Origin of the sequence: Stutzerimonas stutzeri (genome assembly GCF_024448895.1) — a bacterium.
Classification (GTDB): domain Bacteria; phylum Pseudomonadota; class Gammaproteobacteria; order Pseudomonadales; family Pseudomonadaceae; genus Stutzerimonas; species Stutzerimonas stutzeri_Q.
On the sequence record NZ_JAMOIC010000005.1, the window covers coordinates 1 to 14,069 of the forward strand.

Annotated in this window: 10 protein-coding genes; 9 read left to right on the top strand and 1 reads right to left on the bottom strand. The window is 62.8% G+C overall.

Annotation, left to right across the window (positions count from 1 at the left end):
- Positions 1-311 precede the first annotated feature (311 nt).
- The 4 genes from treS to NA619_RS07450 all read left to right on the top strand — a co-directional run bounded on the left by treS (position 312) and on the right by NA619_RS07450 (position 4,808).
- Positions 312-2,381 carry a maltose alpha-D-glucosyltransferase gene (treS, locus tag NA619_RS07435; RefSeq protein ID WP_255961153.1) on the top strand — a complete coding sequence of 690 codons (2,070 nt, stop codon included), beginning with the start codon at positions 312-314 and terminating at the stop codon, positions 2,379-2,381.
- A gap of 85 nt (positions 2,382-2,466) precedes the next feature.
- The gene (locus NA619_RS07440) at positions 2,467-3,081 is read left to right on the top strand and encodes a DUF4157 domain-containing protein (protein ID WP_423836812.1); all 615 of its coding nucleotides are present in this window, start codon (positions 2,467-2,469) and stop codon (positions 3,079-3,081) included.
- An 83-nt stretch (positions 3,082-3,164) separates the two neighbouring features.
- Positions 3,165-3,347, top strand: a complete 183-nt coding sequence (locus NA619_RS07445) for a hypothetical protein (protein ID WP_255961154.1) — start codon at positions 3,165-3,167, stop codon at positions 3,345-3,347.
- Positions 3,348-3,500: 153 nt separating this feature from the next.
- A complete protein-coding gene (locus NA619_RS07450; RefSeq protein ID WP_255961155.1) occupies positions 3,501-4,808 on the top strand; it encodes a diguanylate cyclase domain-containing protein in 1,308 nt (435 codons plus the stop codon).
- Between the two features lie 43 nt (positions 4,809-4,851).
- On the opposite strand, the gene NA619_RS07455 is transcribed toward NA619_RS07450, so the two are convergent.
- A complete protein-coding gene (locus tag NA619_RS07455) occupies positions 4,852-6,624 on the bottom strand; it encodes a sensor domain-containing phosphodiesterase (protein WP_255961156.1) in 1,773 nt (590 codons plus the stop codon).
- A 465-nt stretch (positions 6,625-7,089) separates the two neighbouring features.
- Here NA619_RS07455 and NA619_RS07460 point away from each other — a divergent pair, with 465 nt between their 5' ends.
- From NA619_RS07460 to NA619_RS07480, 5 genes are all read left to right on the top strand, one after another.
- Positions 7,090-8,091 (top strand): NAD(P)H-quinone oxidoreductase, encoded by a 1,002-nt coding sequence (locus NA619_RS07460; RefSeq protein WP_255961157.1) that lies wholly within the window; start codon positions 7,090-7,092, stop codon positions 8,089-8,091.
- A 339-nt stretch (positions 8,092-8,430) separates the two neighbouring features.
- Positions 8,431-10,497 carry a hybrid sensor histidine kinase/response regulator gene (locus NA619_RS07465; protein ID WP_255961158.1) on the top strand — a complete coding sequence of 689 codons (2,067 nt, stop codon included), beginning with the start codon at positions 8,431-8,433 and terminating at the stop codon, positions 10,495-10,497.
- Positions 10,498-10,679: 182 nt separating this feature from the next.
- Positions 10,680-10,877 carry a DUF2934 domain-containing protein gene (locus tag NA619_RS07470; protein ID WP_255961159.1) on the top strand — a complete coding sequence of 66 codons (198 nt, stop codon included), beginning with the start codon at positions 10,680-10,682 and terminating at the stop codon, positions 10,875-10,877.
- A 118-nt stretch (positions 10,878-10,995) separates the two neighbouring features.
- The gene (locus NA619_RS07475) at positions 10,996-13,044 is read left to right on the top strand and encodes an ATP-binding protein (protein WP_255961479.1); all 2,049 of its coding nucleotides are present in this window, start codon (positions 10,996-10,998) and stop codon (positions 13,042-13,044) included.
- Between the two features lie 246 nt (positions 13,045-13,290).
- Positions 13,291-13,947, top strand: a complete 657-nt coding sequence (locus NA619_RS07480) for a 3'-5' exonuclease (protein ID WP_255961160.1) — start codon at positions 13,291-13,293, stop codon at positions 13,945-13,947.
- Positions 13,948-14,069 lie beyond the last annotated feature (122 nt).

Below are 14,069 nucleotides of genomic sequence, written 5' to 3' on the forward strand. Positions count from 1 at the left end.
TACGTTGAGCTGGGTGCAGCCATACTGCTTTCGTTGAAAGGTTCAGGACTAACGATATCTATTGCCCAGTATCGGCACAGCGCCAGCTGTAGGAGCCAGCTTGCTGGCGATCTTTTCGGCACACCGCGGAGGTCCGGATCGCCAGGGAGCTGGCTCCTACGAAAACGCGTGGTGGCGCGGATTGAGGTTGAGGTGGGTAGAAGGCTGCTTTTGCTGAAGTAGTGATCCACGCGATTTCAATGCAACGATGCCGGCCCGCCCTACTCAAACGTCTACATTTCCCCTCAGCGCACCGGGAACCAGACGTCGTTATGAGCACACCAGACAATACCTACATCGAATGGCTGGAAAGCCAGTCCATGCTTAAAGCAGCCCGTGATCGGGCCCGACTCTACGCCGGTCAGGCGCGGCTCTGGCAGCGCCCTTACGCCCAGGCGCGACCGCGTGATGCCAGCGCGATCTCCTCGGTATGGTTCACTGCCTACCCAGCGGCGATCATCACGCAGGAAGGTGGTTCGGTGCTGCAGGCGCTGGGCGATGATCGTCTCTGGAGTGCCCTGTCGGAGCTTGGCGTGCAGGGCATCCACAACGGCCCGATGAAGCGCTCAGGTGGCCTGCGTGGGCGTGAATACACGCCAACCATCGACGGCAACTTCGACCGCATCAGCTTCGACATCGATCCCAACCTCGGCACTGAGGCGGAGATGCAGCAGCTCAGCCGCATGGCGGCCGCGCACAACGCCATCGTCATCGATGACGTCGTCCCGGCGCACACCGGCAAAGGCGCGGATTTCCGTCTTGCCGAAATGGCTTACGGTGATTACCCCGGTCTCTACCACATGGTCGAGATCAACGAAGAAGACTGGCCCCTGCTGCCCGACGTGCCCAAGGGCCGCGACGCGATCAACCTGTCGCCGCCGGTGGTCGACCAGCTGAAGGAAAAGCACTACATCGTCGGCCAGCTGCAGCGGGTGATCTTCTTCGAGCCGGGCATCAAGGACACCGACTGGAGCGTCACCGGCATCGTGACGGGCGTCGATGGCAAGCGTCGGCGCTGGGTCTACCTGCACTACTTCAAGGAAGGCCAGCCGTCGCTGAACTGGCTCGACCCCACGTTCGCTGCCCAGCAACTGATCATCGGCGATGCGCTGCATGCCATCGACGTCTCAGGCGCGCGCGTCTTGCGCCTGGATGCCAACGGCTTCCTGGGTGTCGAGCGTCGCGCTGAAGGCACCGCCTGGTCCGAGGGCCATCCGCTGTCGGTGACCGGCAACCAGCTGATTGCTGGCGCGATCCGCAAGGCCGGTGGTTTCAGCTTCCAAGAGCTGAATCTGACCATCGACGACATCGCCTCGATGTCCCACGGTGGCGCGGATCTGTCCTACGATTTCATCACCCGCCCGGCCTATCACCATGCGCTGCTCACCGGTGACACCGAGTTCCTGCGGCTCATGCTGCGCGAGGTGCACGCGTTCGGCATCGATCCGGCCTCGCTCATCCACGCGATGCAGAACCACGATGAGCTGACCCTGGAACTGGTGCATTTCTGGACGCTGCACGCCTACGACCATTACCACTACCACGGCCAGACACTGCCCGGCGGCGTCCTTCGCGAGCATATCCGTGAGGAGATGTACGAGCGCCTGACCGGCGAGCATGCGCCGTACAACCTCAAGTTCGTCACCAACGGGGTGTCCTGCACCACGGCCAGCGTCATCACCGCGGCGCTGGGTATCCGCGACCTGAATACAATCAAAGCGGCCGACATCGAACAGATTCAGCGCCTGCATATCCTGTTGGTGATGTTCAACGCCATGCAGCCCGGCGTGTTCGCCCTTTCCGGCTGGGATCTGGTCGGCGCGCTGCCGCTGGAAGCCGAACAGGTCGAGCATCTGATGAATGAAGGCGACACCCGCTGGCTGCACCGCGGCGGCTACGATCTGGCCGACATCGCACCGGAAGCCGAAACGTCCTCGGAAGGCCTGCCCAAGGCGCGCGCGCTGTATGGCAGCCTGGTCGAGCAGCTGAAGAACACCGGCTCGTTCGCCTGTCAGCTCAAGCGCATCCTCAGCGTGCGCCGTGCCTACGACATCGCCGCCAGCAAGCAGATCCTGATTCCCGATGTCCAGGCGCCGGGCCTGCTGGTCATGGTCCATGAGCTGCCTGCGGGCAAGGGCGTGCAGATCACCGCGCTGAACTTCAGTGCTGAAACCATCAGCGAGACGGTCACCCTCCCCGGCGTTGCGCCCGGCCCGGTGGTGGACATCATTCACGAAAGCATCGAAGGCGACCTCACCGAAAACGGCGAGATGACCTTCAACCTCGACCCCTACGAGGGGCTGGCATTGCGGGTCGTGAGCGCGGCGTCGCCGGTGCTCTGATCCCGTCGGGAGGCGCTTCGCCTGGCGGTCCGGCGCGGCTATAGTGCGCGCCGGCTGCACCGCCGTGTCCTGACGAGCGTTTCCCGTGAGAGTGTTCCGTAATCTGCGCGCAGCCCTGGCTGCTGCGCTCAGCGTCCTGGCGTTCGCCGCTCATGCCCAGACCGTTTGCCCGACCGGGCAGCAGCCAGTCTGTCTCAGCAGCTGTGTGTGCTTACCTGTTTCCCCGCAGAACTACGAAGCCTTATCCGAGCGAGTGCATTGGCTGGCCGCCGCCGGGCTCGAAACCTGGATACGCCAGTCCCGCGATCAGCTGGCGCTGCTGGAAAGTCAGCCCATTCCGCTGCATATCCGCTCGCAGCTGGAGCCCTATTTCGATCTTGCGGTGCTGGAGACCGCCCGCTACCGGGTCGGCGACGACAACGTGTTGACCGCCGCGAACACCCTGCTGCGCAATCCCGACATCGTCGCCGTGACGCTGATCGACATCATCGTTTTCCGCAATGCGGCCGACGCCCAGGACAACGTCGCGCTCTGGGCACACGAGCTCAAGCACGTGGAGCAATACCTGCAATGGGGCGTAGGCGAATTTGCCCGCCGTTATACCCGCGATTTTCGCAGCGTCGAGCAGCCCGGCTACGCCATGGAGCTGCAGATCGAGCGAGAAGCCGCCTTGCGTGAGGGTGCCGAAGGCGCGCCCTGACACCATTCAGCCGATTGCGGCAAACAGAGGGATCGGCTGCAGCCCCGTCCGGTCACACCCTTATCGTCCATAAGGAGTGCGCCATGTCTGTCACCGTGACCAAGCTTCAAGGCAACGAGATCCCGCCGGATATGCGTGGGCCTGACGTCGAGGTCGTGTTTCGGGTCATCGATCAGCAGGGCAACGAGCAATACCTGCTCGACGATGTCGAGGCTGCGCAGCTCGCCGTGCGTGCCAGCGACGAAGACGCCTCGCCGAACAGTTGATTCGGCGCCCGCATATTCACATCCATCCTCAGGTTATTTCGAATACGACTAACCGTTGAATCCCTTCGTGATCATCCTCTGCCAAGCCGAGCCGATATCCATGGAACAGCCATAACGGCACTCCACCCTTCGCCCGCCTGAGGTTTTGCGGCCGTGGATTCAGCGACACCCCTACCCGATCCGGTGCTGATCCAGGCGCTGCTCGATGCAATACAGGAATTCATTGTCTTGAAAGACGGTGAAGGTCGCTGGCTCATCGTTAACCGGATCGTGCTCCAGGCCTACCATCTGGAAGGCGTCGATTACCTCGGCAAGACCGATCTCGAGCTCGCCCGGTCGAGCCCGCAGTTCACCGACGCCTTCACCTACAACGTGCACACCGACGAGCAGGCCTGGCAAAAGGGATCGGCACTGATGGTCGAGAAGTCGTTCATCGGCCTCGATGGCCGACTCAACACCTGGGAAGTCGTCAAGACGCCCTACTTCGACGCCCAGGGGCGGCGTGAGCGGATGGTCATCGTCAGCCGCAACATCACCGAGCGTATAGACGCCCAGCACGCGCGTCGGGAGAGCGAGCGCAAGTACCGACTGATCGCCGAGAACATGAGCGACATCATCGGCGTGTTCAACATCGACGCTTCACTGAAATACGTATCGCCCTCTCTGGCGACGGTGCTGAGCTATCAGGCCATCGATGCCAGCGCCGCGGCGGTGATGAGTATCGTGCATCCCGACGAACAGGCGGCGATGCGACGCGCTTTCCAGACGCTGGTTCAGCGCAAGGCCGTGCAGGAAAAGGTCGAAGGCCGACTGCGCAACGCCAACGGCAAATACCTCTGGTTCGAAATCGGCTATTCCATGGTCATCGCCGACGATGGCGAAACCCTCGAAGGCGTGGTGTTCGCCTGCCGCGATATCACGGCACGCAAGGAACATGACGAGCTGATGCGGCTGATGGTCAATCAGGACCCGCTGACCGGCGTGCACAACCGGCGTTATCTGATGGATCAGTTGCAGGCCCGGCTTGGCCCGCATGCTGCCGGCCGACGTGCTTTCGCCGTGCTGTACATGGACCTGGATCGCTTCAAGAGCATCAACGATTCGCTCGGGCACGCCATCGGCGACGAGTTGCTGTGTCAGGTGGTCGATCGGCTGCGGCAGGGCCTTCGTGCCAACGACCTGCTGGCGCGCATTGGCGGCGACGAGTTCGTGATGGTGCTGGCCGATGTGGATCAGGATCAGGCGCGATACATCGCCGAACGGCTTTGCGCCAGGCTTCAGGACAGCTGGGAGCTGTCCAGCGGCGCGCTGCGAACCACCTCATCGGTGGGTGTCGCCTTGTATCCGCGCGACGGAGATTCGGCTCACACCCTGCTGCGCCGTGCGGACGAGGCGCTGTACGCCGCCAAACGCGCCGGGCGCTCACAGGTGAAATTCATCTGCGAAGTCATCCCGGCCTGACGCGCTTCCTGCCGGCGCAGCCTGCGCCGGGATTCCCTGTCGTTCAGCTTGCCTGAGCGTGATCCCCGACCCAGCCCAGCAGCCGGTCAGCTTCCATCGGCCGCGCGATATGGTAGCCCTGCCCTTCGTCACAGCCCCACTCGGCGACCAGATCACACACCGCCTGGGTCTCGATGCCCTCGGCCACGACGCGCAGATCGAGACGCTTGGCCAGATCGATGATGGTGCGCACCAGGCGGCGATCCTTTTCATCGGCGCCGAGGTTGCGGATGAAGGATTGGTCCAGCTTCACCGAAGTGGCCGGCAGGTCGCGCAGATAGGTCCAGTTGCTGTAGCCGGTGCCGAAGTCGTCGATGGCCACCTCCATGCCCAGCGAGCGCAGCCGGTGCAATTGCCGGCTGACCTCCGCGGGGTTGGCCATCAGCGCGCTTTCGGTGAATTCCACTTCAAGCGCCCGAGGGTCCAGATGATAGGTATCCAGCAGCCCGGTGACGTGGTCGGCAAACGAGGGCCCCTCCAGGTCGGACGCCGATACGTTGATCGCGACCTTGAAGCGCGCGCCCAGTCGCTGCCACATCGCTGCCTGTGCAATCGCCTGCTCGGCCACCCACAGGCTCAGTTCGCGGATCAGCGCCGTTTTCTCCGCCAGCGGGATGAACTCGGCAGGCCCGATGGCGCCGAGCGTTGGATGGGTCCAGCGCAACAGCGCCTCGACCGATGTGCACCTGCCGTCCGCCAGGCTGATCCGTGGCTGGTACACCAGCCTCAACTGCGCGCCCGTGCGCAATGCCTCGGAAAGGCCGCTTAGCAAGGTAAAGGAACGCTGCTGAGCGGCGTCGAGGCCCGGCTCGTAAGTGGCCCAGCCGATGCCGCACTCGCGAGCATCGTCAGCCGAACTGATCGCCAGTCGCAGCCAGTCCTGCTCGAGAATGCCTGCCTCCAGCGGCAGCACACCCACACCAATTCGGGTCCTGATCGGAATGCTGTTGCACATCACCGGGGATTCGAAGGCCGTGATGATCTGGTCATAGAGCATCGCAGGCGTGCCCTGCGGGACGTCATTGGTAAGAAAGGCAAATCGCGTGGGGCTGATGCGGTACAGGCAACTCCCGGCGGGAAGCTGCGCCTGCAGCCTGTGCTTCATGCTCTGCATCAGCGCGACGGAGAAGTCGTAACCCAGCACCCGGACAATATCGTTCAGACGCGTCGGTGCGATCACATCGACCACCACCAGCACCATGCCCTCGTGAGCGGCGATCTGCGCCACGTCGTCTTCCAAACGCACGCGGTTGAAAAGCCCGGTGGGTTGATCGATGAAATTGGCGCGGCGCAACGACAGGATGCGTGCCATCGTCAGCTTGGCCAGATGGTTCAGCATCGACAGCTCATGGCTGCTCAGCGCCCCACGGGGTTTGGTATCGATGACGCACAGGCTGCCCAGGCCCAGCCCTTCAGGCGTGATCAGCGGCATCCCGGCATAAAAGCGAATGCCGGGCTCGCCGGTGACCAGCGGGTTGTCCATGAAGCGCACATCCTTCGCGGCATCGAGCACCTGGAACGGCTCGTTGGCGAGGATCGCGTAGGCGCAGAACGAATCCCGGCGGGGCGTCTGCTGCGCGCTCAGCCCAACCCTGGCGGTAAACCATTGTCGCTGCTCGTCGACGATCGAAATCAGCGCGATGGGTGCGTTGAAGTATTCAGCCGTCATGGCCACGATCTGCTCGAACACGTCGTCTGGCGTCGAGTCCAGTCGGCAGAGTTGAGTCACCTGTAATTGACGCTGCGCTTCGTTGATGGGGGTAGGAGCACCAGCCATAGGATCTACTGCCTGGAAATGATGTGGACGGGCCCCTCGAGCGAAGGCCGGTGGATGTAAGGTCGAGCAGGGACACAACGAATCGTGGCGCTGGCATCGCGTCTTGAGGCGTATCGGCCGGTCCGTTTGTTCCTTGATGGGCATGTCGACAAGAGGCGCACCGCGCTCCGAGGCTCTAGAACGTGGCATTCGAAGCCTCGGAGCACCGCGCGCCCGGACGCGCACCTGCCTACGCAGTGCGTTGAACGACACAAGGGTGTGCGAGCCTAAAAGCAGGAACGCCAAGGCGACACGGTGAGCCCAATCACTATCGGTCCATATCTGAACGGGCCTGGTTACAGCCGAGACGCTACGTGATGGATACCCGCGCCAGCGTTGCCTGTTGGCACGTGGGCAGCCTGGCACTACCGTGTGGCTACGGCTCAGAACGAAACCTGGCTATCTGGCCAATGAAAGGAGTACTGCATGACTGTGGAAAACATGCGCCATGTCGATCACCGTCCGGGTGGCGACGCCGATTGTCTGCGGCTGGTTGACGGCCCCGTGCCCCAGCCGGGCCCGACGGATGTGCTGGTCAAGGTCGCCTATGCCGGCATCAATCGCCCGGATGTCTTCCAGCGCTCCGGCAGCTACCCGCCTCCGCCGGATGCCTCGCCGCTGCTCGGTCTGGAAATCGCTGGGGAAATCGCTGCCCTGGGTGCCGAAGTGGATGGCTGGAAGGTCGGCGACAAGGTCTGTGCGCTGACGCCCGGCGGTGGCTACGCCGAATACTGCGTGGCGCCGGCGGAACACTGCTTGCCGGTTCCTGCTGGGTTTTCCCTGCTCGAAGCGGCTGCCCTGCCTGAAACCTACTTCACCGTCTGGAGCAACGTCTTCGAGCGCGGCCGTTTGCAGCCCGGCGAATCCTTCCTCGTGCACGGCGGTTCCAGCGGCATCGGGCTGACGGCGATTCAGCTCGCCAAGCAGTTCGGCGCCAAGGTCTTCACCACGGTCGGCAATGGCGAAAAAGCTGAAGCCTGCCAGCGTGCCGGGGCCGATCGGGTCATCAACTATCACGAGGAGGATTACGTCGAAGTCATCAAGCAAGCCACCGACGGCAATGGCGTGGATGTCATCCTCGACATGGTGGGCGGCGACTACATCGCGCGTAATCTGAAGTCGCTGGCCATCGAAGGGCGGATGGTGCAGATCGCCTTCCTGAAAGGCAGCAAGGTCGAGCTGGATACCTCGGCGATCATGCGCAAGCGCCTCACCTTTACCGGCTCGACCCTGCGTCCACGCAGCCGTGAGGACAAGGCCGGTATCGCCAAGGCGTTGCAGTCGAAGGTCTGGCCATTGCTGGAACAAGGCCTGTGTCACCCGGTGATCCACGCCACCTTCCCGCTGGCCGAAGTGGCAGAAGCGCATCGCTTGATGGAAAGCAGCAAGCACATCGGCAAGATCATGCTGGAAGTCGCACCGCAATAACGGACCAGCCCCGAGCGCGCCCACGCACTGCCTGGGCGCGCTGCCGGGATGTCTGCATCTGCACCTTCCGTGCCCGTAGAACGTTGGCCGGGAGAAGCGGCTATCGCCTACCCTTCATCTCTCCAGTCCCGACCCGCGATCGCCACCGGCCATGCCGCGCGCGCCGCCGTCACGAGCATTGGGTTCGTCGCGCCATGCATGCAGGCGTGAACGCTTGAGACGCCTCGCTGTTCCAAGCTAGACAGCCACAAGCCTTTCGCGGCCTCTGCCCGAGCGGTTGAATGCATGACCGCCTGCTGCCGATACACCCTGATCGCGGCTTCAACATAGAACGCTGATATGTCCGACAAGAATTCCAACGACCCAGCCTTCCTGCATGGCGGCGGTGAAATGGGCGCGCTGATGCGGGCTCACGATTGGGCCGCCACGCCATTCGGTCCCGTCGATGGCTGGTCACAACCCCTGCGCTCGATGGTCGGCGCCTGCCTGAACTCGCCATTGCTGGGCACGGTGCTCTGGGGCCCGGAACTGCGGATGCTCTATAACGACGCTTATGTTCCGTCCCTGGCTGACCGTCACCCGGCCGCGCTGGGTCGGCCGGTAGCGGAAGTCTGGGGTGAGGTCTGGGACATGGTGGCCGCGCCTTTCTATCATGCGATGCGCACCGGTGAAGGTTTCGCGCAGGACCGGGTCGAGCTGCCCATGGTGCGTAACGGTCAACTGGAAACCACTTATTGGAACTTCAGCGCCACGCCGATCTTTGGCGAAGACGGCAGCATCGTCGGATTGCTCAATCAGGGCATCGAGATCACCGGCCAGGTCATCGCCGAGCGCCAACGCCAGGCGGCCAAGCAGCAGTTGCGTGAGATGAACAAGCAGCTTGCGCATGAGGTCGTTATCCGCACGGAACAGCGCAACCTGATGTGGGACACCTCCCTCGACCTGATGATCGTGATCGACTTCAACGGCGTAATCCAGCGGGTCAACCCGGCCTGGACGGCGCTGCTCGGGTATGAGCCTGACGAGTTGATAGGCCATCACGTCAACGAGTTCATCGCCCAAGAGGACCACCAGGATACGGTCAATGCCTACCTCTCAACCGCCGTCGGCAACCCTGTGCGGATCGTCAACCGGTACCGTCACAAGAACGGATTGCTGCACTCGATTTCCTGGGTAGCCGCACCAGCCGGCGATATGACCTACGCTACCGGCCGCGACATCACGAAGGACATAGCGCGCCAGGCCCAACTCGACTCGACCCATGAACAGCTGCGTCAGGCGCAGAAAATGGAAGCGGTCGGCCAGCTCACTGGCGGGCTGGCCCATGACTTCAACAACCTACTCGCGGGTATTTCCGTCAGCCTGGAGATGATCGATAACCGCATCGGCCAGGGCCGGCTGGGCGACATCGCCAAGTACCTGACCGTCGCCCATGGCGCCACCAAGCGTGCCGCCGCCCTGACCCACCGCCTGCTGGCGTTTTCCCGCCGCCAGACGCTGGCACCGAAGCCCACCGATGCGGCTGCGCTGGTCAATGACATGCTCGACATGATCCGCCGCACCGTGGGCCCGAACATAACCGTCGATAGCGTCCCTGCGCCGGACCTGTGGCCCGCGCTGGTGGACCCCTCGCAGCTCGAGAACGCCCTGCTCAATCTGTGCCTCAATGCCCGTGACGCGCTGGTGGACAGCGGCTGTATCGTTATCGAGATGAGCAATCGCGTGGTCGACGCCGATGGCGCCCGGCAGCAGGACATTCCCGAAGGGCAATACCTGGCGTTGCACGTAACCGACAATGGCACCGGCATGTCGCCCGAGGTGCTGGCCAAGGTCTTCGAGCCGTTCTTCACCACCAAGCCGATCGGAGAAGGTACGGGCCTCGGCCTGTCGATGATCTACGGCTTCGCGCAACAGTCAGGTGGGCAGGTGCGCATCACCTCAGCGCTGGGCGCCGGCACCACGGTCAGCCTCTACCTGCCGCGTTATCAGGGTGCGGCCGAGGTCGAAAACAGCGTCAACGCGAAGGCGTCCACCACTGCCGGTCAAGGAGGCGGAACCGTGCTGTTAGTGGAGGATGAGCCCGCCATCCGGTTGCTGGTCGCCGATCTGCTGCTGGATTTGGGTTATCGCACCCTTGAGGCCGAGGACGGCGCCACTGGCCTTGAAATACTGCAATCCAATGTCGGCATCGACCTGCTGATATCCGACGTCGGCCTGCCCGGTGGCATGAACGGCATGCAACTGGCCAATGCCGGGCGCCTCAATCGGCCCGAACTGCGGGTGCTGTTCATCACCGGTTATGCCGCAGATGCCCTGCCCATCAGCCTCGAGCCCGGCATGTCCGTGCTCACCAAGCCCTTCGCCGTAGCCAGTATTGCCGACCACATCCGTGCGTTGATCGGCTGATCTGCCCCAAAGCCGCCGACATGGCGGCGAATTCCAGCGTTTTAGTGGCACTCGTCGGCCTCCCGTCCAGAAGCTGGAACCATCGTGCGCTTCCCTGCCTCTGCTCTATACAGGGTGCGAATTGCATCGAACCGCGCTGAGGCGGCGCCCCAGAAGCCTCGGCACACGATGAGGGCAACGACATGAGCGACGAACAACGTATTCGCGACAGGGCTTACGAAATATGGGAAGCCAACGGCCGACCTGAAGACCAGGACAGCGAGCATTGGGCGCAAGCGCGTGACGAGATGGAGCCTTTCTACAAGGAAGGCGACGCCACCGCCGGTAGCGTGGAGAGCAGCGTCTCCATCCCCATGCCGAAGTCGGACCGGGCTGACTGAAATGGCCTCGACCGGCGCAGCGCCAACAGTGCCTGCTCCCCGGTCAACGGATCCACAGGCTTACCCCGCGTTCGAGCGGCGTTCGTGCCCATCCAATCACAGGTCCCCTTTCGTACCGATTATGCAAACACCCGACTACCAGGCCATCTTCGAGGCTGTGCCCAACTTGCATTTGATCCTGGCACCGGATCAGGATTTCACCATCCTCGCCGCCAGCAACGCGCAACTGCGCGCGACCCACACAAGTCGGGAGCAAAGTATCGGCCGGCCGGTTTTCGAGGTGTTCTGCAAGAATCCTGATGAGCCGGAAGAGTTCGGGACCAGCGTGCTGCGCGCTTCGCTGGAGCGCGTCTTGCGTACCCGTGCGCCCGATCGGATGGCAATTACCAAGTACGACATCCGGCGGCCGGCAGCCGAGGGCGGCGGGTTCGAGGTGCGCTACTGGAGCCCGTTGAACGTGCCGGTGCTCGACGATAATGGTGAAGTTCGTTACATCATCCATCAGGTCGAAGACGTCACGGCTGGGGTCCTCCACCGCGACGCCGGCTCGCTCAACCACCCGGACGAGCGCTTTCGCGCCGCCCTGCTGGCTTCCGGCACCGGCACCTTCAACTGGACCCTGAGTGACGGCAGACTCTACTTCGACAGTGCCCTCGAACAGATTTTTGGCCTGACGCTGGGGCAGAAAGTCACCAGCCTCGACGACTTCGTTCGACACGTACACCCAGAAGATGCCGAACAGGTCCGCCTGGCCTTCGAGCATTACGCCCATGGCGAAGATTTCACCGTTGAATTTCGTATTGCCCGCGCCGGTACTGACAAATGGCTCGCATGCAAGGCCAAGGCATTTCGCGATGCCGACGGCAAGCTCTCCTACGTCGCCGGCGCCTGCACTGACATCAGCGCGCGCAAGCGCGCCGAGCATGCCTTGCGCGTCAGCGAAATTCGCCTGCGCCAGCTCAACGAACACCTCGAAGCCCGTGTGGCGGCCGAGGTCGCCGAGCGCACCCGGACCGAAGAAGCGCTGCGCCAGGCACAGAAAATGGAAGCCGTCGGCCAACTCACCGGCGGCATCGCCCACGATTTCAACAACCTGCTGACCGGCATTATCGGCAGCCTCGACCTCATGCAGCGGCGCCATCGACGCGGCGATATGGGCGATGTCGAACGCTATATATGCGCGGCCGTCACCTCTGCCCAGCGTGCAGCAGCACTGACCCAACGGCTGCTGGCCTTTTCGCGGCGCCAGGCCCTCGACCTGAAGCCCGTAGACGTCAATCGGCTGGTGGCATCCCTTGAAGACCTGCTGCACCGCACCACGGGTGAAAACATCAAGCTCGTCACCTCGCTCAGCGGTGGCCTGCAACCGGCCTGCATGGACGTCAACCAGCTCGAAAGCGCTTTGATCAACCTCGTCATCAACGCCCGTGACGCCATGCCTCACGGCGGGCAGATCCACCTGTCCACCAGCAGCTACTACCACGGCGTCGTGCCCGACCCGAAGAAACGCGGCCTGACCGAGGGCGAGTACATACTCTTGCGCGTCACCGACACCGGTACCGGCATGCCGCCCGAAGTGATCGAACGGGCATTCGAACCCTTTTTCACCACCAAACCCATCGGCCAGGGCACTGGCCTTGGGCTGTCCATGGTTTATGGCTACATCAAGCAGGCCAAAGGCTATATCCAGATCGAATCCCTGCCCGGCGCCGGGACCAGCGTCTGCCTGTACCTACCCGTTCACAAAGGCGAAACCACGCCCGTGGAGGTCGAGCCAGAAGGCGCGCCCCAGGGCATGGGCGAAACCATCCTCGTGGTCGAAGACGAATCAGTGGTGCGCTCGCTGGTAGTCGAAGTGCTCAACGACCTTGGCTACCAGACGCTCGAAGCCGGTGAAGCCACCGAAGCCCTGACCATCACCGAGAGCAATCAGCGCATCGACCTCATGGTTTCCGATGTCGGCCTGCCCGGCATGAACGGCCGCCAACTCGCCGAGATCGTCCGCCAGCAACGCCCCGGCCTGAAAGTCCTGTTCGCCACCGGCTACGCCGAAAGCTTCACCGCCAGCGACTTCCTCGGCCCGGACATGGGCGTGATTACCAAGCCATTCGCTATAGACGCCTTCGCCACCAAAGTCGGGGAAATGCTCGGCACGCAGGACAATTGAACGGGGCCGCTGCAGCCTGCTAAAGGCCAGCCGCCCTGCCCCGCGCCAGCCCTAAGCGAAACCGTACATCCGGTAGCCCTATAAATAGCGTGGATTAAGCCCTCTGCTGCTTTACCGCCGCTATTGCCCTGAGTAACGTGGCGAAGCGGCGCTGCCCAACGCAACGCACCGCTCCACACTCCCCGCCCAGGCAAGGGCTCAGCGGCAGTAGCTCGGGTAGTTGCCCGAGCACCATGGAAGGTATAGATGGCCCGCTTAGATTCTGTGGACTTCAGCTCTGCCAGCACCGACGCCAGTGCCCATAGCGGCATAACCTTTTCGAATCTCGACTGCTTCAGCATGCTTGGAGTGCGCTCGTTCACGCGCGCCTTAGCCACCAATCCGCTCTCCGGCCGTGATGCAAGCGAAGACGGCGTCCCCATCATCGTCCCCGAACGCGCCGGCCGCCGCGGCGCCTTCCCTGAACTCATCCACCGCGAAGGCCATTGGCAGGATTGGGACTGCCTCGTCACCCGCATCCGCGACGAACAAGGCAACGGCCGCGTGCTCAACGACATGGCAATTATCTACCGCAACAACGCCCAGTCCGAAGCCGCCGAACGCGCCCTGACCCAAGCCGGCATCGCCTACGCTTCAGGCACCAGCGCCATAGGCCGCGGTGAACTCTACGGCAGCGAAGACAGCGTCAAGTTAGTAGGCATGCACTACAGCAAAGGCTTGGAGTTCGGGCTGGTGCTGATACCGGGTCTCGGCGAAATGCCGAAGAAGGGCGAGGCCGAAGCGGATGAGGCGCGGTTGTTGTATATGGCGATGACGCGGGCGAGCGATCGGTTGGTGATGACGTATCAGGTGCATTCGGATTTTACGAGGCGGGTGCAGGATGCGATTGGAGGGGTGAGGTAGGGGGGTGGGGTGATCAGTGGGATGCGCGTAAGTCAGAAAATAAACTGTCCTTTTTTCTCGCGAGCGGCCCAGGACGAGTGTGTAAACGGTCCATGCCCCGGCGCGCGCAATCGTCTCCCTGC

What these genes read in the sequence shown, in the direction of transcription:
- treS (WP_255961153.1), top strand. Translation starts at nt 312, where the DNA reads ATGAGCACACCAGACAATACCTACATCGAATGGCTGGAAAGCCAGTCC.
- NA619_RS07445 (WP_255961154.1), top strand. Translation starts at nt 3,165, where the DNA reads ATGTCTGTCACCGTGACCAAGCTTCAAGGCAACGAGATCCCGCCGGAT.
- NA619_RS07455 (WP_255961156.1), bottom strand. Translation starts at nt 6,624, where the DNA reads ATGGCTGGTGCTCCTACCCCCATCAACGAAGCGCAGCGTCAATTACAG.
- NA619_RS07460 (WP_255961157.1), top strand. Translation starts at nt 7,090, where the DNA reads ATGACTGTGGAAAACATGCGCCATGTCGATCACCGTCCGGGTGGCGAC.
- NA619_RS07465 (WP_255961158.1), top strand. Translation starts at nt 8,431, where the DNA reads ATGTCCGACAAGAATTCCAACGACCCAGCCTTCCTGCATGGCGGCGGT.
- NA619_RS07470 (WP_255961159.1), top strand. Translation starts at nt 10,680, where the DNA reads ATGAGCGACGAACAACGTATTCGCGACAGGGCTTACGAAATATGGGAA.
- NA619_RS07480 (WP_255961160.1), top strand. Translation starts at nt 13,291, where the DNA reads ATGGCCCGCTTAGATTCTGTGGACTTCAGCTCTGCCAGCACCGACGCC.